General features: G+C 70.3%; 16 protein-coding genes and 1 tRNA gene. 6 read left to right on the forward strand and 11 right to left on the reverse strand.

Annotation, left to right across the window (positions count from 1 at the left end; translation table 11 throughout):
- Positions 1-25 precede the first annotated feature (25 nt).
- Positions 26-724: a DUF1405 domain-containing protein gene (locus tag EXE41_RS14730; RefSeq protein ID WP_137691387.1), complete on the forward strand. Its 699-nt coding sequence runs from the start codon at positions 26-28 to the stop codon at positions 722-724.
- A 163-nt stretch (positions 725-887) separates the two neighbouring features.
- On the opposite strand, the gene EXE41_RS14735 is transcribed toward EXE41_RS14730, so the two are convergent.
- From EXE41_RS14735 to EXE41_RS14745, 3 genes are all read right to left on the reverse strand, one after another.
- A tRNA-Arg gene (locus tag EXE41_RS14735) sits at positions 888-960 on the reverse strand.
- A 52-nt stretch (positions 961-1,012) separates the two neighbouring features.
- Positions 1,013-1,288: a twin-arginine translocase TatA/TatE family subunit gene (locus tag EXE41_RS14740; protein ID WP_049929478.1), complete on the reverse strand. Its 276-nt coding sequence runs from the start codon at positions 1,286-1,288 to the stop codon at positions 1,013-1,015.
- A 154-nt stretch (positions 1,289-1,442) separates the two neighbouring features.
- Entirely contained in the window at positions 1,443-2,360 is a 918-nt protein-coding gene (locus EXE41_RS14745) for a hypothetical protein (RefSeq protein ID WP_137691388.1), read from the reverse strand.
- Between the two features lie 149 nt (positions 2,361-2,509).
- Here EXE41_RS14745 and EXE41_RS14750 point away from each other — a divergent pair, with 149 nt between their 5' ends.
- Positions 2,510-2,980 carry a redoxin domain-containing protein gene (locus EXE41_RS14750; protein WP_049929476.1) on the forward strand — a complete coding sequence of 157 codons (471 nt, stop codon included), beginning with the start codon at positions 2,510-2,512 and terminating at the stop codon, positions 2,978-2,980.
- A gap of 35 nt (positions 2,981-3,015) precedes the next feature.
- On the opposite strand, the gene EXE41_RS14755 is transcribed toward EXE41_RS14750, so the two are convergent.
- The 3 genes from EXE41_RS14755 to gyrB all read right to left on the reverse strand — a co-directional run bounded on the left by EXE41_RS14755 (position 3,016) and on the right by gyrB (position 9,772).
- Positions 3,016-5,046 (reverse strand): AMP-binding protein, encoded by a 2,031-nt coding sequence (locus EXE41_RS14755; RefSeq protein ID WP_137691389.1) that lies wholly within the window; start codon positions 5,044-5,046, stop codon positions 3,016-3,018.
- Positions 5,047-5,363: 317 nt separating this feature from the next.
- On the reverse strand, positions 5,364-7,859 hold the full coding sequence (gyrA, locus tag EXE41_RS14765; protein WP_137691391.1) for a DNA gyrase subunit A: 2,496 nt from the start codon (positions 7,857-7,859) through the stop codon (positions 5,364-5,366).
- On the reverse strand, positions 7,856-9,772 hold the full coding sequence (gene gyrB, locus EXE41_RS14770) for a DNA topoisomerase (ATP-hydrolyzing) subunit B (protein WP_137691392.1): 1,917 nt from the start codon (positions 9,770-9,772) through the stop codon (positions 7,856-7,858). Before gyrB ends, gyrA begins: the two co-directional genes overlap by 4 nt.
- A 127-nt stretch (positions 9,773-9,899) precedes the next feature.
- Between gyrB and EXE41_RS14775 the strand changes: the two genes are divergently transcribed.
- Positions 9,900-11,111: an iron-containing alcohol dehydrogenase family protein gene (locus tag EXE41_RS14775; protein WP_137691397.1), complete on the forward strand. Its 1,212-nt coding sequence runs from the start codon at positions 9,900-9,902 to the stop codon at positions 11,109-11,111.
- A 15-nt stretch (positions 11,112-11,126) separates the two neighbouring features.
- Here EXE41_RS14775 and EXE41_RS14780 read toward each other — a convergent pair whose 3' ends face one another.
- The 5 genes from EXE41_RS14780 to EXE41_RS14800 form a co-directional block, all read right to left on the reverse strand.
- Positions 11,127-11,573 carry a nuclear transport factor 2 family protein gene (locus EXE41_RS14780; RefSeq protein WP_137691393.1) on the reverse strand — a complete coding sequence of 149 codons (447 nt, stop codon included), beginning with the start codon at positions 11,571-11,573 and terminating at the stop codon, positions 11,127-11,129.
- Positions 11,557-12,750, reverse strand: a complete 1,194-nt coding sequence (locus EXE41_RS14785) for a potassium channel family protein (protein WP_049929468.1) — start codon at positions 12,748-12,750, stop codon at positions 11,557-11,559. The genes EXE41_RS14780 and EXE41_RS14785 overlap by 17 nt, the downstream gene beginning before the upstream one ends.
- Positions 12,751-12,828: 78 nt before the next feature.
- Entirely contained in the window at positions 12,829-13,356 is a 528-nt protein-coding gene (locus EXE41_RS14790) for a hypothetical protein (protein ID WP_049929467.1), read from the reverse strand.
- Between the two features lie 21 nt (positions 13,357-13,377).
- On the reverse strand, positions 13,378-14,316 hold the full coding sequence (mch, locus tag EXE41_RS14795; protein ID WP_086216379.1) for a methenyltetrahydromethanopterin cyclohydrolase: 939 nt from the start codon (positions 14,314-14,316) through the stop codon (positions 13,378-13,380).
- A 400-nt stretch (positions 14,317-14,716) separates the two neighbouring features.
- Complete coding sequence (locus tag EXE41_RS14800; RefSeq protein ID WP_049929465.1) at positions 14,717-15,193, reverse strand: hypothetical protein; 477 nt, start codon at positions 15,191-15,193, stop codon at positions 14,717-14,719.
- A gap of 261 nt (positions 15,194-15,454) precedes the next feature.
- Here EXE41_RS14800 and EXE41_RS14805 point away from each other — a divergent pair, with 261 nt between their 5' ends.
- The 3 genes from EXE41_RS14805 to EXE41_RS14815 all read left to right on the forward strand — a co-directional run bounded on the left by EXE41_RS14805 (position 15,455) and on the right by EXE41_RS14815 (position 18,191).
- Positions 15,455-16,189 carry a DUF726 domain-containing protein gene (locus EXE41_RS14805; RefSeq protein ID WP_137691394.1) on the forward strand — a complete coding sequence of 245 codons (735 nt, stop codon included), beginning with the start codon at positions 15,455-15,457 and terminating at the stop codon, positions 16,187-16,189.
- A 79-nt stretch (positions 16,190-16,268) separates the two neighbouring features.
- Positions 16,269-17,111 carry a translation initiation factor eIF-2B gene (locus EXE41_RS14810; RefSeq protein WP_049929463.1) on the forward strand — a complete coding sequence of 281 codons (843 nt, stop codon included), beginning with the start codon at positions 16,269-16,271 and terminating at the stop codon, positions 17,109-17,111.
- Between the two features lie 90 nt (positions 17,112-17,201).
- Complete coding sequence (locus EXE41_RS14815) at positions 17,202-18,191, forward strand: hypothetical protein (RefSeq protein ID WP_137691395.1); 990 nt, start codon at positions 17,202-17,204, stop codon at positions 18,189-18,191.
- Positions 18,192-18,279: the final 88 nt, after the last annotated feature.

Here is an 18,279-nt window from a genome sequence, read left to right on the forward strand (position 1 = left end):
GTCCCCCGCCCGCCGACCCTCCGTCGTGTCACGCTCCGACAGGTTCCCGCGACTCCGCCGACTGCGTCAGCGCGCGGTCAGGCGGCGCGTCCGGGCGGCGATCGCCGAGGAACTGCTCGGAACCCCGCGGAGCCTCGCCGTCGTCTGCGCGTTTACCGCGTTCATGTTCGCGGTCGGAGTCGGGTACTACGCGCCGACCGCGGACGAGGTGCCGGTCGTCCTCTGGCCGCTGTACGCGGACTCCGCGGTCGCGGTCGCGCTCGGCGGCGGCGTCCTCGCCAGCGTCGTCCCGACCGTCCGACGCGGCGGCAGCGTCACCGCGGACGCGCCCACCTCTCGCGGACTCGCGTACCTCCACACGGTCGCGTTCGTCTGGCTGGTCCAGTTCGGGCTCTGGCCGCTGGTGTCGCTCAACCTCGCCGTCGGTCAGTACGTCTCCGCGCCCGACGCGCTGATCTACTACTGGGGCGTGATCGGGACGCACCTGTTGTTCGTCGGACTCGCGCTCCTGTTCCCTGCGTTCGGCCGCACGACCCGCGGGGCGCTCGCGACCGCGCTGGGGCTCGGCGTCGCGAACGCCGTCGCCGACTACGGACTCGGATATCACCCGCCCCTGTTGTACGAGCCCGGCCCGGGCCTCACCGCCGCGACGCTCGCAATCGCGGTCGGTGCCGTCACGCTCGCGGCGCGCTCGTTCTGTCGGGTGGGTAAGGGACCGGCGTAGTACATCGTCTGAAACGGTAGATCCCCTACACGGTGTTAAATCACAAACAGGATACGCTGATCCGAGCGCAAGCGGTACGAAAGGGCACGGCGGGATCCACGCGAGCGAACGCAGTGGGCGAGCGTGGAGCCAGTCGCGCCCGTAGCCGAGCGAGGCGAAGGAACGGGCGCGACGGGATTCGAACCCGCGATCGAGAGGTTAGGAACCTCTCGCCCTGTCCGCTAGGCCACGCGCCCAAGACGGGAGGAGAAAACGGGACCGCGGTGATCGGTCGGCGTCGGGGACGACTTACGCGCTGGTTTCTTTGTCGGTCTCGGTCTCGAGGTCGTCGAACTCGTCGTCCTCGTCGTCGAGCGTCGAGTCCGCCTGCTCGCCATCTTGCATGTCTTTCAGCTCCTCTTCGACCTGTTCGCGCCCCTTCCGGAACTCGCCCATCGCCTGGCCGGTCGACCGCGCGAGCTTCGGGATCTTGTTCGCCCCGAACAGCAGGACCAGAACGAGCAGGATGATGAGGAGCTCCGGGCCCGCCGGAATGCCGCCGATCAGTGGAATCGCACTTATCATCTCTACTCCGCTCTAGCCCTGTGGCGACTATAGTCTTTTTGCCTTATCGGGTCGGCGCGGGCGCCGCGCACGGCCGCAGCGAACGCGAGCGAACGGCGCCGCCGCTCGGTAAGCGAATGGCTGAGATCTGTCGTCAGCACCCGGGAGGACCGAATCAGTCGGAACGCGCGAGCCGTGCGAAGTACCAGTCGCCGTCGTAGCGGACGAGCGGAGCGACGCTCTCCTCCGTCGCGATCGCGTCGATGACGGCCGCGAACGCGTCGGAGTGCGGCGGGGCCTCCGCGTGCTCCGAGTCGATCGCCGCGTCGAGGACCGCGCGTTGGTCCGCGGTCGGGTCGTCGATCGATCGGCCGCGCTCCTCGCCGACGGCCCGGCGGAAGTCGCGCTGCGACGAGGCGACGCGGTCGGCACGGACGGCGACGGTCCGCACCTCGACCGACCGCTCCCCGTCGAACGCGAACCGCAGCAGCTCGCCGTCCCACTCGACCCGCTGGTCGTCGTTCCCGGGGACGAACAGCGAGCGCTCTCGCCGCTCGGCGGACGCGTACGCGAACTTGACCCCGAACGGCGGGTAGTGCGGCGCGTGGACGAGCGACGCGTCCCCGAGCGCGTCGAGGACCGTGTCCCGGTCGTGGTCCGGGAGGTCCGCGAAGGGGACGCTCGACGGGGGACCGAGGAGGAAGGAGTCGACGGCGTCGACCTCCACCGTGTACGCGTAGCCCGGTGCCGCGACGGAATCGACCGTCTCGGTTTCGATCCGGTAGTACTCGGGGCCGTCGGTGACGACGTACGGTGCCGAGACGCCGGGCCCGTAGTACCCGTCGACGGTCCCTTCTCCGCCGTCGATCGCGGTCCGGACGGCCGTCCGTCCCGCGTGTCCGACGAAGTCGACTGGGGTGCTAAACTCGTTTGAGACGCCGACCAGCGAGGCCTCGTCGAGCCTGAGCACCGTCTCCGCGCGGGGGGCGTCTCCGCCGTCGTCCGTGAAACAGCCCGACAGCGTCGTCAGCGATGCGGTCGCCGTGAGCAGTGCCACCGTTCGACGTGAGAGGCGGCGTGGAGGGCCGGACATCACCTGTCCTGCGTCGGTGGTACACTTAATTCTCCCCCCGGCTCGCCGATCTGGCGCCCTCCGGCGTCACACGACGCGAGTCGGTACCCGAGCCGGCGGCCGAGTGCCGCCGCCGAAACGGTGATACGCCCGGCCGACGACGACCCGGTATGCCAGACGTCGGCGACGACGCCCCAGACTTCACCGGATCGGTCGTGGACGGCGACATCGAGCCGTTCGAACTCTCCGAGCACGTCGGCGACGAGCCGGTCGTGCTCGCCTTCTTCCCCGCCGCCTTCTCGAACACCTGTACCGACGAGATGGAGGCGCTACGGGACGGGTTCGACCGCGACGACTGTACGCTGTTCGGCGTGAGCACCGACCTCCCGCACGCGCTCGTCGCCTACCGCGTTCAGTACGACCTCCCGTTCGCGCTCGTCGCCGACCCGGACCACCGCGCGGTCGAGGCGTACGATGTCGTCGAGGACTTCGCACACTACGGCGTGGAGACCGTCGCGCAGCGCGCGGTCTTCGTGATCGACGCCGACGGGACTGTGACGTATCGCTGGCTCGCGGACAACGCCGGGCAGGAGCCGGACTACGACGCGCTCGCCGAGGCGGTGGCGGACGCGGCCGCCTGACCGGAGGGCGGACCGAGCGGTCGGGCGGGCCGCGCTCAGGCCGGGTCGCGCAGCGAGTCGAGCGCCTCGGGGTTCTCCATCGACGAGAGGTCGCCCGGGTCCTCGTCGTTGTACACCGACTCGATCGCGCGACGGATGATCTTCCCCGACTGCGTCTTCGGGAAGGCCTCGACGAACAGGAGTTCGCGCGGCCGGAACGGCTTGCCGTGTTCGTCGCCGACCAGCGCCCGGAGCTCCTCGCGGAGGTCGTCGCTCGGGTCGGCGCCCGGTTCGAGGACGACGTACGCGACGACCGCGGTCCCGGTGGTGTCGTCGGGGACGCCGACGGCCGCGGCCTGATTGACCGCGTCGTGGTCGATGAGGACGCCCTCGATCTCGGCCGGGCCGACCTTCCGCCCCGCGACGTTGAGCGCGTCGTCGGCGCGGCCGTGGAGGAACCAGAAGCCGTCCTCGTCCTTCTGCGCGAAGTCGCCGTGGTCCCACAGGTCGGGCCACGTCGACCAGTACTCGTTCAGGTAGCGCTCGTCGCCTGACCACAGCGACTTCGTCATCGACGGGCAGGAGTCGCGCGCGACGAGATAGCCGCGCTCGCCCGACTCCCGCACCGACTCGCCCGACTCGTCGACGATGTCGATGTCCATCCCGAGTCCCGGCCCCCCGAGGGTACAGGGCTTGAGGGGTTGGTTCGGCATCGGTATCAGGAAGCAGCCGCAGATCTCCGTCCCGCCGGAGATGTTGATTATCGGGCAGTCGCCCCCGCCGACCGCGTCGTGGAACCAACGCCACGACTCTGGGTCCCACGGTTCGCCGGTAGAGCCGAGGATACGGAGCGAGGAGAGGTCGTGCTCGTCGACCCACTCGTCCCCGTGCTTTCGGAGCGCGCGGATCGCGGTCGGCGAGATGCCGAACTGCGTGATCCCGTGCCGGTCGATCAGCTCCCAGAAGCGGTCGGGCTCCGGGTGGTCGGGCGCGCCCTCGTACATCACCACCGTGCCGCCGAACGCGTGGTTGCCGATCAGCGTCCACGGCCCCATCATCCAGCCGATGTCGGAGACCCAGAAGAACCGGTCCGCGGGCTTCTGGTCGAAGCCGAAGTGGATCTCCTTCGCGCACTGCGTGAGGACGCCGGCGTGGGTGTGGACGATCCCCTTCGGCTCGCCCGTCGTCCCCGAGGAGTACAGCAGCATGGACTCCTGGTCGCTCGGGAGCCGCTTCGTCTCGAACGACGACGGCTGCGAGCCGACCGCCTCGTCCCAAGTTCGGTCGCGCTCGTCGTTCCACGGGACCGGGTCGACGTCGCTCCCGCTGTCAGCGGAGTCGGCCGCGGGCGTCGCCCCCAGCCGGTCGTACACGACCACGTCCTCGACGTGACCCGCGTCGGCGACGGCCTCGTCAGCGGTCCCCTTCAGCCGGACGCCGTCGCCCCGGCGGTAGAACCCGTCGCCGGTGAACAGGACGGACGGCTCCGCGTCGTCGATCCGCGTCGCGGTCGCCTCGCGGCCGAACCCGGAGAAGATCGGCACGGCGATCGCACCGACCTTCAGGCAGCCGTAGAGGATCGAGACGACCTCGGGCACCATCGGCATATACAGCCCGACGGTGTCGCCGGTCTCGATCCCCGCCTCGGTCAGGTAGTTCGCGACGCGGTCGCTCTGCCGGCGGAGCTCGTGGAACGTGATCTCCCGGACGTCTCCGGGCTCGCCCTCCCAGATCAGCGCGACGCGGTTGCGGTTCGGCGAGTCGACGGCAGCGTGGCGGTCGACGACGTTGTGCGCGACGTTGACCTCGCCGCCGAGGTACCAGTCCGAGAACTGCGGCCCGTCGGCGTCGTCCCGGACCGCGTCGTAGTCGGTGAAGAACTCGATGTCGAGATAGTCGACGATCTCGTCCCAGAACCAGTCGACGCCCGACGCGGGCTCGCCCGGGACCTCCGAGGTGGTGCGCTCGATGAGCTCCTCGTAGTCGTCGATCCCGTACTCGCGCATGAACGCGGCGACGTTCGTCGACTCGGCGAACGCCTCGCTCGGTTCGTGTACGACCTCGTCTATCCCCTCGTACTCGTCCATCTCGCTCGGTGATTTTCGCGGCGACAGTAAGTAACTTTCCTGAAGGACTCGCCGGAGGTGTACGTACTCGCCCGCGACCTCGACGGTCCCGCCACGTCCACCGGTGCGTCGCCGTCGTCGCGGACCGGCAGGTCGAGGCGGCTCGGCTCGGCGCTGTTCCGCCCGAGGCAGCCGGCAGTCGCGCCGGCGAGCGCACCGATTCCCGCGACGAGGCCGCTGCGTCGTTCCGTGGGCATCGCTCGTCGCGACGGAAGTTCAAGCCCGCACAGAGGACCGGTGGCGCCTGGAAAGCGAACGGACGCCGCCGAGCGCGGTGCCTACTCGTCGTCCGTCTCCGCCTCGTCGTCGCCGTCCGCGGCGGCGTGGATCGACTCGGGGACGATGTCGACGGAGGCGACCTCGTCGTCGGGGTCGAGGTTCATCACGATGACGCCCTTCGTGTTGCGGCTCACCGTCGATACCTCCTCGACGCGGGTCCGCATGATCTGACCGTCGGCGCTCATAGCGATCAGGTGGTCGCCGAGGGTCACCGCCTCGATGGCGACGACCTCGCCGTTCCGGTCGCCGGTCTTGATGTCGACGAGCCCCTTCCCGTTCCGCGACTGCGGGCGGTACTCGTCGAGGTCGGAGCGCTTCCCGTAGCCGTTCTCGGTGACGGTGAGCACCCAGTTGTGGTACTCCTCGTCGATGGCGGCGACACCCGCGACGGCGTCGCCCTCGCGGAGGTCGATGCCGATCACGCCGCGGGCCGTCCGGCCCATGGCGCGCGCCTCGGTCTCCTCGAACCGGATCGCCATCCCGTCCCGGCTGCCGATGACGATGTCTGTGTCGCCGTCGGTCACCTCGACGTCGACGAGTTCGTCGCCGTCCTCCAGCCGGATCGCCCGGATCCCGGTCGAGCGGATGTTCCCGAACTCGTCGACCGCGGTCCGCTTGATGTAGCCGCCGCGGGTGACCATCGTGAGGTACTCGTCGTCGTCCAAGTCCTCGGTGTTGACGACCGACTCGATCTCCTCGCCGTCGTCGAGGTCGAGGAGGTTGACCGCGGACTTCCCGCGCGCCGTGCGGGACATCTCCGGGATCTCGTAGGTCTTCAGCTCGTAGATCTGGCCGTGGTTCGTGAACACGAGGAGGTAGTCGTGGGAGTTTGCCGCGAACACCGAGGAGACGCGGTCCCCCTCTTTGAGCCCCGTGCCGATGATCCCCTTGCCGCCGCGGTTCTGCGCGCGGAACGTGTCGAGCGACATCCGCTTGATGTAGTCGTCCTCGCTCATCACGACGACGCACTCCTCCTCCGGGATGAGGTCCTCGTGGGTCACGTCGCCCGCGTCCTCGATGAAGCTCGTCCGGCGCTCGTCGTCGTACTCGGCTTTGATCTCCTGAAGCTCGTCGACGATCACCTGATCGAGCTCAGCGGGGTCGGCGAGGATCGTCTCCAGCCGCTCGATACGCGCCTTCACCTCCTCGTACTCCGACTCGATCTCCGCCGTCTCCATCGACGTGAGCGAGCCGAGCTGCATCCGGACGATGTGGGCCGCCTGCGCCTCGGTGAAGTCGAACGCCGACTCCAGCGCGGCCTTCGCGGCGTCGCGGTCGTCGGAGTCCTGGATCGTCTCGACGACGCTGTCGACGTTGTCGAGGGCCTTCAGCCGCCCTTCGAGGATGTGTGCGCGGTCCTCGCGCTCGGCGAGCTCGTGTTCGGAGCGCCGGCGCACCACCTCGCGGCGGTGGTCGACGTAGTGTTCGAGCGTCTGCTTGAGGTCCAGCACCTGCGGCGAGCCGTCGACCAGAGCGAGGTTGATGACGCCGAACGTGCGTTCGAGGTGGCTCTCCAGCAGCTGGTTCTTGACGACTTCCGCCATCGCGTCGCGCTTGAGCTCGACGACGATCCGGATCCCGTCGCGGTCCGACTCGTCGCGCAGGTCGCGGATCCCTTCGATCGCGCCCTCGTTGACGTCCTCGGCGATGCGCTCGACGAGCCGCGACTTGTTCTGCTGGAAGGGGAGCTCGCTGATGACGATCCGTCCCTCCTCCTCGTGGACCTCGAACTCCGCGCGGACGCGGATCCGTCCGCGCCCCGTCTTGTACGCCTTGTGGACCGCGTTCCGCCCGACGATGTTCGCGCCGGTCGGGAAGTCCGGCCCCTTGACGTGTTCCATCAGATCCTCGACGGTCGCGTCGGGGGTCTCTATCAGCTCGACGGTGGCGTCGATCACCTCGCCGAGGTTGTGGGGCGGGATGTTCGTCGACATTCCGACGGCGATACCCGACGAGCCGTTGACGAGCAGGTTCGGGAACGCCGCGGGCAGCACCTCCGGCTCCTCGAGGCGGTCGTCGTAGTTCGCCTGGAAGTCGACGGTGTCGCGCTCGATGTCCGCCATGAGCTCCTCGGCGATGGGGGCCATCCGGGCCTCCGTGTACCGCATCGCGGCCGGCGGGTCGCCGTCGACGGAGCCGAAGTTCCCCTGCCCGTCGACCAAGGGGTAGCGCATCGAGAAGTCCTGCGCCATCCGGGCGAGGGTGTCGTAGATGGCGCTGTCGCCGTGCGGGTGGTAATCGCCCATCGTCTCGCCGACGACGGAGGAGGACTTGCGGTGCGCGGAGTTGCTCGTCACGCCCGCCTCGTTCATCGCGAAGAGGATCCGGCGGTGGACGGGTTTGAGCCCGTCGCGCACGTCGGGGAGCGCGCGACCCGCGATGACGGACATCGCGTAGTCGATGTACGACTGCTCCATCTCGTCTTCGATGCGGGCGTTCGTCACCTGTGCTGCGCGGACGTCGCCGGGGTCGGCGTCGGGCGTCTCCGAGCTCATATGTCCACCCACTCCGCTTCGGTCGCGTGCTCCTTGATGAACTGCTTGCGCGGCTCGACCGCGTCACCCATCAGCACGTTGAACATGCGGTCCGCGGCGGCCGCGTCGTCGATGGTGATGCGCTTGAGCCGGCGGTTCGTCGGGTCCATCGTGGTGTCCCACAGCTGGTCGGGGTTCATCTCGCCGAGCCCCTTGAACCGCTGGACCTGCGTGGGGTTGCCGTCGCACTCCTCCTCGACGATGCGGTCGCGCTCCGCCTCGGTCATGGCGTCGTACGTCTCGCCGCGGTACCGGACGCGGTACAGCGGGGGCTGGGCCGCGTACACGTAGCCGGCCTCCAGAAGTGGCTTCATGTGCCGATAGAGGAGCGTGAGGAGCAGCGTCCGGATGTGGGCGCCGTCGACGTCGGCGTCAGTCATCAGGATGATCTTGTTGTACCGGACGTCGTCGAGGTCGAACTCCTCGCCGATGCCCGCGCCGATCGCGGTGATCAGCGCGCGGATCTCGTCGTTCTCTAGGATGCGGTCGAGGCGGTGTTTCTCGACGTTGAGGATTTTCCCCTTCAGCGGGAGGATCGCCTGGTTCTCGCGGTTCCGGCCCTGCTTGGCCGAGCCGCCCGCGGAGTCGCCCTCGACGACGAACAGCTCCGCCTCGGTCGGGTTGCGGGTTTGGCAGTCCGCCAGCTTACCGGGGAGCGCGGTCGACTCCAGCGCCGACTTGCGGCGGGTGAGCTCCTCGGCCTTCTTCGCGGCCTTCCGGGCGCGCGCCGCCTCCGCGGCCTTGTGGACGACCTTCTCGGCGGTGTCGGGGTTCTCCTCGAAGAAGGTGCCGAGCTTCTCGTGGGTCGCGGACTCGACGACGCCGCGGACCTCGCTGTTGCCGAGTTTCGTCTTCGTCTGCCCCTCGAACTGCGGGTCCGGGTGTTTCACCGAGACGACCGCCGTGAGCCCCTCGCGGACGTCTTCGCCCTTGAGGTTGGCGTCGAGGTCGTTGACGAGCCCCTGTTCGTTGGCGTAGTCGTTGACGGTCCGCGTGAGGGCGGTCTTGAAGCCGGTGAGGTGGGTGCCGCCCTCGCGGGTGTTGATGTTGTTGGCGAACGCGTGGACGGAGCCCTGGAGCTCCTCGGTCGCCTGCATCGCGACCTCGACGTGGACGCCGTCGGTCTCGCCCTCGAAGTAGATGACCTCCTCGTGGATCGGCGAGCGCGTCTCGTTGAGGTACTCGACGAACTCGCGGATGCCGCCGTCGTAGCGGAACGTCTCCTCGCTGTCGTCGCGGTCGTCGGCCAGGCGGATCTCGACACCGGAGTTGAGGAAGGCGAGCTCGCGGAGTCGGTTCGCGAGCGTGGAGGTCTGGAACTCCGTCGTCTCGAATATCTCCTCGTCGGGCCAGAACCGGATCTCGGTCCCGGTCGACTCGCCGGCGTCCATGTCGCGGACGCGCTCGAAGCCGTCCTCGTCGGGTTCGCCGCGCGCGAACCGGTGGCGGAAGACGCCGCCGTCACGTTTGACCTCGACCTCGAGCCGCTCGGAGAGGGCGTTGACGACGCTGACGCCGACGCCGTGGAGCCCGCCGGAGACCTGGTACGACTTGGAGTCGAACTTCCCGCCGGCGTGGAGGACCGTCAGGATGACCTCGAGCGCGGGGCGGTCGTACTCCTCGTGGGTGTCGACGGGGATGCCGCGCCCGTCGTCGCTGACGGAGACGGAGCCGTCGTCGTGGATCCGTACCTCGATCTCCTCGCAGTAGCCCGCGAGGGCCTCGTCGATGGAGTTGTCGACGACCTCGTAGACGAGATGGTGGAGCCCCCGACCGTCCGTGGACCCGATGTACATCGCCGGTCGCTTACGGACGGCCTGCAGGCCTTCGAGGACCTGAATTTGGCCGGCTCCGTATTCGCTCTGCTCTGACATAGGAACTTACACTCGCTAGTCGCTGTCGGGTTATAAACCCGGCGCACGCGCGCGTGTGAGCCCCCGACGGCGACGTGTGCCTAGCTCTCCCACAGCTACAAACCGCGCCCTCGCGTACCCGTCGCCGATGCTACCGATGGCGGACTCCTTCGACCACGTTCACCGCGGCTGCGAGATCCGGTACGGGCGGGGACGAGTCGCCGACCTCGGCGCCTGGCTCGGCGATCGCGGCCTCGACGGCGCGCTCGTCGTCTGCGGCTCGAACACCGGCGCGAACGACGCCCTGATGGATCCGGTCCGAGACGGCCTCGGCGACCGACTCGTCGGCGTCTTCGACGGGACAACGCCAGACAAGCGGGTCGAGACCGCCTACGACCTCCTCGACGCGCGGGCCGAGGCGGACGCGGACGTCCTCGTCGCGGTCGGCGGCGGCGCCAGCCTCGACGTCGCGAGACAGGCGACGCTGCTCGCGGCCGACGGCCGGGATCTCGACGCCCTCCGCGGCGACGCGGAGGCCGGCGCAGACGCGCTCGGCGACCTTGCGCCTGAGAGCGGCCCCGCCCTCCCGGCTGTCGTCGTGCCGACGACATTCGCGGGCGCGGACGTCTCGACAGGCGGCTCGCTGGAGGTCCTCTCGGCCGACGAGTCGCCGACCGGACAGCCGGTGACCGTCAGCGGGAGCGGCGCGTGGCCGATCGTCGACGTGGCCGACCCGGCGCTGTTCGAGACGACGCCGGCCTCGGTGCTGGCCGGGTCGGCGATGAACGGGTTCGACAAGGGGATCGAGACGCCGTACGCCCGCGACGCCTCCCCGGTGAGCGACGCGGCCGCGGTCCACGGACTCCGCCTCCTCTCGGACGCGCTCCCCCGCGTGGCCGGCGACCGACCGGGCGGCGAGGACGCGATGGACCGCGCGGTCGTGGGGTCGCTGCTCGTCCAGCTCGACTCCAAGATCAGCGTGATCCACGCGTTCGGCCACGGGTTCGCGCGGCGATACGAGGTTCAGCAGGGCGCGGTCCACGCCGTCGTCGCGCCGCACGCGCTGGCGTACCTCTTCGACGAGGTCGACGCGAGCCGGCGGGCGCTGGCCGCCGGGCTCGGGATCCGGACCGGCGGCCGCGACGAGGCAGCGATCGCCGAGGATGTCGTCGCGGCCGTCGCCGAGGTCCGGAACGCGCTCGATGTCCCGAGCCGCCTCCGGGATCTCCCCGAGACCGACGAGGACGACCTCCCGGCGATCGCCGAGTTCGTCGCCGAGGACCCGCCGATGGAGCGCGCGCCGGCCGACCTCGACGCGACTCCCGAGGAGATCCTCGGCGTGTTGCGGGCGGCGTGGTAAGGCCGGGGAGACGGCCTATCCGTCGGACGACCCGGCCCCGTACGTCTCAAGCGAGGTCAACCGCCCGGCCTCGGTCTCAAACACGTCGACGAACGCGAACAGCACGTCGCCGTCAGCGTCACGGAGGCGGCCGCAGACCGCGACGCCGGGACCCGACGGATAGACGCGGTCGACCGCGTGGGTCGTGTCGGTGTTCGGCCGCCCGTCTCGCATGAACGCGACGAACCGGTCGCGTCCCTCGAACGTCCTGTCGCCGCGCCGCTGGACGAATTCGGGGTCGAGCAGCGACGCGAGCCGCTCGTACTCGCCGGCGTCGATCGCGTCGTAGTAGGCCCGGGCGAGCGCGGCGGGGTCGGCGCTTTCGCCCGCCGGATCTCCGCTGTCCGCGTCGGCGTTCGCTCTGCTGTCCGCGTCGGCGTTCGCTCCGCGCTCTGCGTCGTCCGCCTCACGCCGCGAGGGCATCGAACTCCTCGGCTGAGGTCCGGGTTCCCTTCGAGATGATCACGTCGCCGCCTCGCAGCGTGGTGTCGATGTCGTGGCCGACCAGCCACCCCTCGTCCGGGCGGCGGATCGCGAGGACGCTCGTCGAGATGTCGGTCGCGGGCACGCCGTCGGCGACGGCGGTCCCGTCGAGTTCGCTCCCCTCGACGACGACGGTCCGGGTGATTATCTCGTCGGACTCCTGGACCGCCATCTCCACGACCGGGTGGACGTCGAGGTCGCGGAGGACTCCCTCGGTGATCGCCAGCGCGGCGTCGGATATCTCCTCGGTCGCGACGCCGAGGTGGATGAGTCCCCGCAGCGACACCGGGTCGTCGGCCTCGGCCGCGGCGCGGAGCGTCCACGCCTCGAACCGCGACTGGAGCGCGTCCACCTCGATCTCGAGGTTGCTCACCTCCTCGGCCAGCTCCTCGTTGTCGAAGAGGACCGACCCGTACGCGAGGTCGACGGCGAGCTCGGAGAGGTTCTTCATCAACACGATCGAGTCGACCGCGCGCTCCAAGTCGTCGATCGCCGGCTCGGGCGCGGGCTCGGGCTCGAACGGGTCGCCGCTCAGCTCGGGGTACACGTCCTCGACGCCCGCTTCGGGCCCCCGAAGCAGAGTCACGTCGCCGGGCGCTAACCGGGTGGTCGGTCCGGGGTTGAGGATCCAGTCCTCGTCGCGCCGGACCGCGATGACGCGGACGCCGGTCTCCGATTCGAGGTCGATATCGTCCAGCGTCCGGCCGGCGTACGCGGACTCGCCCCGCACGGTCCCGCGGACGAGCGTCTCCACGCCCGCGGAGAGCGCGCCCCGCATCGCCTCGGGGAGCCCGATCTCCTCGGTGACGATCTTGGCGATGTCGCCCGCGGCGTCGGCGACCTTGTCGGCGGCCGCGATGACGCCGAGCACGGGCGCGAGCGTCTCCGCCTCGTTCGGGTTCCGCGCGGCGAGCATCAGGCTCATCCGGGCGCGCATCTGGAGCACGTCCATCCGGTGTTCCAGCTCGACGACCTCGTGCGCGACCGTCGGGCTCGCGTGGAGAACCGCCGAATAAGACAGATCGATCAACAGCTCCGCGGTGTCCTTCATTTCGACGAGCAGGTCCTTGACGCTCGTCGGCTCGTAGCGGACCGTGCGCTCGTCGAATCGTCCCATGTGACTCCCTCTCCGGCACCGAGTAAAAGGCTTGTTGCGGGAGTTCGAACGGTCGGAGCGGAGGAGACGACCGCCGCGTCAGAGCGCGTCGCCGGCGACGTAGCCCGGCGCATCCTCTGGCGATTCCGTGCCGTCGCCGACGGGCGCGGCGAGGTCGACGAGCGCGAGCCATCCCAGCAGCCGGGCCGCGCGGCCCCGCCACGTCGCCTCCCAGTCGGGATCGCGGGCCCTGTCGTGCCGCGGAACTCGGTCGCGGGTCGCGGCGAAGAGGTCGGGGGCGGTCAGCGGGTCGTCGGTCGAGGCCTCCCGCAGCGCCGCGAGCGCCTCGGGGCCGAACAGGACCTCCTCTCGGAGCCCCTCGCGGACGCGCTCCGGCGTCGGCTCGGCGTCGGCGCGGACGAACCCCCGAGAGGTGTCCTCGGCGAGGTCGAGCGCGCGCAGGAACGCGAGCCAGTCGTTCGCGGTCTGACGGTCGGGGAGGTCGCGTCGCCGCCGGAGGCGGGCGCAGCAGTCGTCGGCGGTACCCGGGACGAGCGGGACCGCGCGCTGGTACTCGCGGAGGGCGTCGAGGTCGGCCGGGGGTTCGGGGACGGGTTTGAGTCGCATCAGTCGGAGACGCTCGCGGCGTCAGCGGTAGCCGAACGACTCGGCGAGCAGCTCCTCGTCGGTCTCACCGACGGTGTAGACGGGGCCGTCGACGACGTCGACGGTGACCCGCGCCGGGGCGAACACGCTCTCGGGCACGTCGTAGAAGTCCCAGTCGGCGTCCTCGAACACCTCAACGAAGGGGGTGCCGTACTCCTCGCCCGCGGTCGAGACGATCTCGCCGAAGCGGTCGTCGTCGCGCGCGACCTGGAGGTGGACCTCGCCGCCGTACGCCAAGGCGTCGTTGGTCCGGCCCATCGCCTCGGTCTCGTCGCGGGTCGGGGGCGCGAGCGGCGCGGAGCCGGAGGCGTGGAGCACGTCCGTGGGCTCGTAGCCGACCTCCAACAGGCGGAAGACGGCGAGTTCAGCGGCGCGGGCCGCGGTGGTGACGGAGCCCGCGGTCGAGCCGGTGGCGAACGTCGGGAGGAACACGCCGTCGGTGTCGACCTCGGCCAGCTTGGCGACCTGTTCGGCGACCTCCTCGTCGGGGAGCGCCGTCGACTCGACCGCCAGCGTGGCGAACTCGGAGGAGTCGTAGTAGCCGACGCGCTCGAACTCGGTCTCGCGGCCGACGAGCGCGCGGGCGGGGCCGGAACCCAGCCCCTCGAAGCCGCCCTCGGTCGTCAGCTCCCAGCCGGCCTTCTGCGAGCAGAGCAGCGCGACCGCGGGGTGGTCCGTCGACAGCTCGACGTACTGGCGCGGCGCGCCGGCGAGCCGGCCCATTCGCGTCTGGAGGTTCGCGAGCCCGGCGGTCTGGATCTCCGCGAGCAGGAGTCCCGCCTCGACGCCGCCGGCCGCGTCGACGCCGAAGTCGACGACGGTGGCGCCGTTGTCCAGCTCGTAGCCGACGACATCCAGCTCGCCGGCGAAGTCGAGCGCCTCGTCGACCAGCTCGATCGCGGTCCGATTGATGCTTTCCATAAACGAGCGTACTCGCTCCCCGTTTAAGGGGTTTGGCTGTTCGGCTCGGGGCGTCGCAAGAGATCCGGTGGACGTTACTTATAAACAACCGAGGCGGTGGCGCGTGCCTCCGAACGCCCGCAGGGCGTGAGGAGCACGCGCGAGGGAGTCGCTCGCCCGCGGCGAGCGACGCGGCTGGGGAGGTGTGAGGCTGCGGTGCTGCGCGTTCCCGCGAGCGAAGCGAGCGGGAGCACGGAAGTCGCAGCCCGCGCAGCAAAGCGAGCAGGAACGTCTTCCGGTGGGGCTTTGCCGGTGTCTGTCGCCGGTCCACCAGCGACTATTTAGAATTGAGCGAGCGCGATTTCGGGAGCGTTCGACCGAAATGCTTCGTCAGCCGGATGTAAGCGAGCGTTCCGAGTCGTCACCAGAAGCCGTCGGAGTCGCTCGGGCCGCCGGCCTCGCCGGGGCCGCTCGGACCGCGGGGCCCGCTCGGTCTCGGATCGGGGTTGATCTCGACGGGGGCAGACTCAGCCCGCGGGTCGATCTCGCGCCCCTCGTCGTAGCGGACGAACGAGAGGTAGAACGCCTCGCCGCAGCCGACGCCCTCGGCGTCCGGCTCGCGGTACGGCTCGTCGCCGCCGACGTCGGTGCCGCGCACGCCGTCGTGCGGGTCCCACTCGACGCCGTCGCTCTCGCCGCAGACGAACCGGACGCCGTCGGCGTCGGCGGTGTCGCCGTCTTCGGTCGCCTCGTCGGCGTCGAACGGCTCGGTCGGCGCGACGTACGTCCACCCCTCCAGCGGGTACGGCGTCACCGACTTGTCCGCGAGGTACCCCTCGCGTTCGAGCGCGACGAGCGTCCCGCAGTGGGGACAGTAGTACGTGACCGGGTAGCTCATACGTCTCGTAGGGGACCCGTTTATAAACAGCCGTCGCCGCCGCGTCAGCTATTTGATCGCTCGGGCCGACGATTCGACATCTCATCCGATACCACTCCTGACAGCTCGGACGCATCGGACGACTCGTCCGGCCCCGTTACCCGCCGCCGGCTCCTCTACGGCGTCGCGGGCGGCGTCGGTCTCCTCGGGGGCGGCGGACTGTACGTCGCCAACGCGCTCGACGGCGACTTCGGCGGGTACGAGGCGCCAGAGTCACAGCCGATGGTCTCCACCCGAGGGCGGCTCGACGCCGACGAGCCGACGACGCGCTCGGGGTCGTGGGAGTTCGGCGGCAGCGACGCGGTGGTCCTGTACGTCCACGGCCTCGGCGCGGACGCAGAGTCGGCCCGCGATCAGGCGTACGCGGCGCGATTGGGGCTGGCGGCGGCGTCGGACTCGGCGGGCGGCGACGACGCGGCGGCGAGCGTCCCGCCCGTGATCGGCTACTCGTGGTCGTCGAACGACGACTGGGGACCGGCGAAGCGCACCGCCGACGCCAACGCCGCCCCGCTCGCCGACTGGCTGACGGCGTGGGCGGACGAGGACGGCCGTCCGGTCCACCTGTTCGCGCACTCGCTCGGCGCTCGCGTGACCGGAGCGGCGCTGCGCGAACTCGCGGACAGGGGGCGGACGGACGCCCTCGCCTCGGTGTCGCTGTTCGGCGGGGCGATCCCGCACGACAGCGTCGGGACCGACGGGGCGTACGGGGCGGCAATTGGGGCGCTCGACGCGCCCCTCTACAACTTCCACAGCCGGAACGACCGCGTCCTCGGGTGGGTGTACCGCGCCTCCGACCGGACCCGGGCGGTCGGCCACGGCGGGCTGTCCGGCGCCGCGACCGCGCCGGACGGCTACGCCGACATCGACGTCAGCGATCTGGTGGCGGACCACTACTCGTACCTCGAACCGGACGCGGGCTGTCTGCCGCGCGCGATCGGCCGGATCGGGTTCGAGTAGTGCGACGGCGCACTCCGGGGCGCCTCGCCGCCGACTCGCCCCCGGAACCCCTTTTACCGGCGCGGTCGACCCTTCGGGCATGATCGACGAGACCGTCGCCGAGATCCGGGCGATGCGGACCCACAGCACGTCCGCGGTGGCCGTGAAGGCGACGCGGTCGCTCGCGGACCTGTTAGACCGGGAGTACGTGACCGTCGACGAGTTCGAGCGCGACCTCGAACACAACGCGGGCGTGCTGCGCCGGTCGAACCCCTCCCACGCCGCGCTCCACAACGCGATGCGCGAGGTCGAGCGATCCATCGTCGGCGAGGCGACGAGCGTCGAGGGCGCGAAGCAGCTGTTGGAGGACGTGATCGCCCGCGTCGTCGACGACATCGAGACGGCGAAGGGCGAGGCGGCCGCCAACGCGGCCGAGCACATCGAGGACGGCGACACGCTGCTCGTCCACGACTACTCCACGACGGTGCTGGAGGCGATCGAGAACGCCGCGCGCGACGGGGCGCACCTGACCGTCTACGTCACCGAGGCGCGCCCGCGGACGCTCGGCCGCAAGACCGCGCGGATTCTCGCCGGGGTGTCCCGCGTCGACGTCCGCATGGTCGTCGACAGCGCGATGGGGTACGCGCTCCGCGACTGCGACCGCGTCCTGCTCGGTATCACCTGTATTACCGGGGGAACCTACTACAACCGGATCGGCACGTTCCCCCTCGTCGTCACGGCGCGCGAGCTCGGCGTCCCAGTCACCGCGGTCGGCTCGGGCGCGAAGACGATCGAGGAGTTCCGGTTCGAGAACGAGTTCCGCGACGCCGTCGAGGTGATGCGCGAACCCGTCGAGGACGTCGAGATCGAGAACCCGAGCTACGACGCCACCCCGATCGGGATGATCGACACCGTGATCACCGACGACGGCGTCCGGGACTGAGGGCCCGACGAGGCGAGAAGACGAGCGCTGCCGGCGAACCCCGTCGAGCGGACAAAAGCGCTTTGTGTGTGTACCGTGTTAACAGGCGTAATGAGCGTTCGTACGGGTTCGACGACGGTGTTTCAGATCCCCGATCAGGGGGTGACGGCGGCGGGGTGTTCGAGCGGCTGGTGCGACCTGTGGGCGGTCGCGACCGATCCGGGCGTGCTGACGGCGGTCGCGATCGTCGGTCTCGCCGCGCTGGTCGCGTTCGCGTACGTCCGGGACGCCGAGGCGGCCTGTCACCGCGAGCGACGCCGCGTCCTCGACGAGCGGGACGCGTTCGAGTCGTTCGCCGACCGCGTGGCCGACATCGACACCATCTCGGCCGCGACGGACTCGACGCCGTCCGGCGTGCCGGCCGGCTCGCTCCGCGGAATGGGCGCTCCCGGCGACGGGGCGCGCGGCCCCGGCGGCGGATCGCCCGGGAGCAGCGTCAGCCTCAGACGGGTGATGGCCGCGTACGACGACACCGTGCTGTCGCTCCCTCACTACCGGGCCGAGTACGACGAGACGCCCGCGGAGAGCCTGGCGGCCGAACTCGGTCCGGACGCCGTGACCGCGCTGGCGTCGGACGGGGGGCTCTCGGGCGCCGCGCAGTCGGCGCTCGTCGACCGGAGCCGCCGCGCCGTCGACGCACGCGAACGCCTCGCCGACGCGATCGACGAAGAGATCGACGCGATCGGCGACAGGGAGTCAGCGCTGTCGGCGATCGACCGCCGTCGCCGCCGGCTGCTCGGTCACTTAGACGGGGTCCGACCCGGCTGCGAGGCCGAGGCCGCCGTCGACGTCTGGAGCCGGCTGGCGGAACTCGAAGGGGAGTGCGACGACCTCGCCGCCGACCGACAGCGCTCGTTGGACGATCCCCCGTTGACGCCGCGCACGCCGCTCGACGCCGACCGCGAACGGCCGTTCTACGCCTACCTCTACGGCCCGACCGACGGGCCGCGGTACCCGGTGTTGGCCCAGATCGCGGAGGTCGCAGACCGGATCCGCGCGGATAAGGACCGCGTCGGGGGACGAATCGCCCGCGGCCGCTGACTCTCCCGGGCGCCCCGGACCGGCGGAAACTCCAAACTACCGGATTGTTTATGAAGGTAGGGCGGGTCTGGGGGGGTATGAGTTGGCA

Origin of the sequence: Halorubrum sp. SD690R (assembly GCF_005435035.1) — an archaeon.
Taxonomy (GTDB): domain Archaea; phylum Halobacteriota; class Halobacteria; order Halobacteriales; family Haloferacaceae; genus Halorubrum; species Halorubrum ezzemoulense.

Excerpts from the sequence above, each read along its gene's own strand:
- EXE41_RS14740 (WP_049929478.1), bottom strand. The coding sequence starts at position 1,288 with ATGATAAGTGCGATTCCACTGATCGGCGGCATTCCGGCGGGCCCGGAG.
- EXE41_RS14745 (WP_137691388.1), bottom strand. The coding sequence starts at position 2,360 with ATGTCCGGCCCTCCACGCCGCCTCTCACGTCGAACGGTGGCACTGCTC.
- EXE41_RS14750 (WP_049929476.1), top strand. The coding sequence starts at position 2,510 with ATGCCAGACGTCGGCGACGACGCCCCAGACTTCACCGGATCGGTCGTG.
- EXE41_RS14755 (WP_137691389.1), bottom strand. The coding sequence starts at position 5,046 with ATGGACGAGTACGAGGGGATAGACGAGGTCGTACACGAACCGAGCGAG.
- gyrA (WP_137691391.1), bottom strand. The coding sequence starts at position 7,859 with ATGAGCTCGGAGACGCCCGACGCCGACCCCGGCGACGTCCGCGCAGCA.
- gyrB (WP_137691392.1), bottom strand. The coding sequence starts at position 9,772 with ATGTCAGAGCAGAGCGAATACGGAGCCGGCCAAATTCAGGTCCTCGAA.
- EXE41_RS14775 (WP_137691397.1), top strand. The coding sequence starts at position 9,900 with ATGCTACCGATGGCGGACTCCTTCGACCACGTTCACCGCGGCTGCGAG.
- EXE41_RS14780 (WP_137691393.1), bottom strand. The coding sequence starts at position 11,573 with ATGCCCTCGCGGCGTGAGGCGGACGACGCAGAGCGCGGAGCGAACGCC.
- EXE41_RS14785 (WP_049929468.1), bottom strand. The coding sequence starts at position 12,750 with ATGGGACGATTCGACGAGCGCACGGTCCGCTACGAGCCGACGAGCGTC.
- EXE41_RS14790 (WP_049929467.1), bottom strand. The coding sequence starts at position 13,356 with ATGCGACTCAAACCCGTCCCCGAACCCCCGGCCGACCTCGACGCCCTC.
- mch (WP_086216379.1), bottom strand. The coding sequence starts at position 14,316 with ATGGAAAGCATCAATCGGACCGCGATCGAGCTGGTCGACGAGGCGCTC.
- EXE41_RS14800 (WP_049929465.1), bottom strand. The coding sequence starts at position 15,193 with ATGAGCTACCCGGTCACGTACTACTGTCCCCACTGCGGGACGCTCGTC.
- EXE41_RS14805 (WP_137691394.1), top strand. The coding sequence starts at position 15,455 with ATGGTCTCCACCCGAGGGCGGCTCGACGCCGACGAGCCGACGACGCGC.
- EXE41_RS14810 (WP_049929463.1), top strand. The coding sequence starts at position 16,269 with ATGATCGACGAGACCGTCGCCGAGATCCGGGCGATGCGGACCCACAGC.
- EXE41_RS14815 (WP_137691395.1), top strand. The coding sequence starts at position 17,202 with ATGAGCGTTCGTACGGGTTCGACGACGGTGTTTCAGATCCCCGATCAG.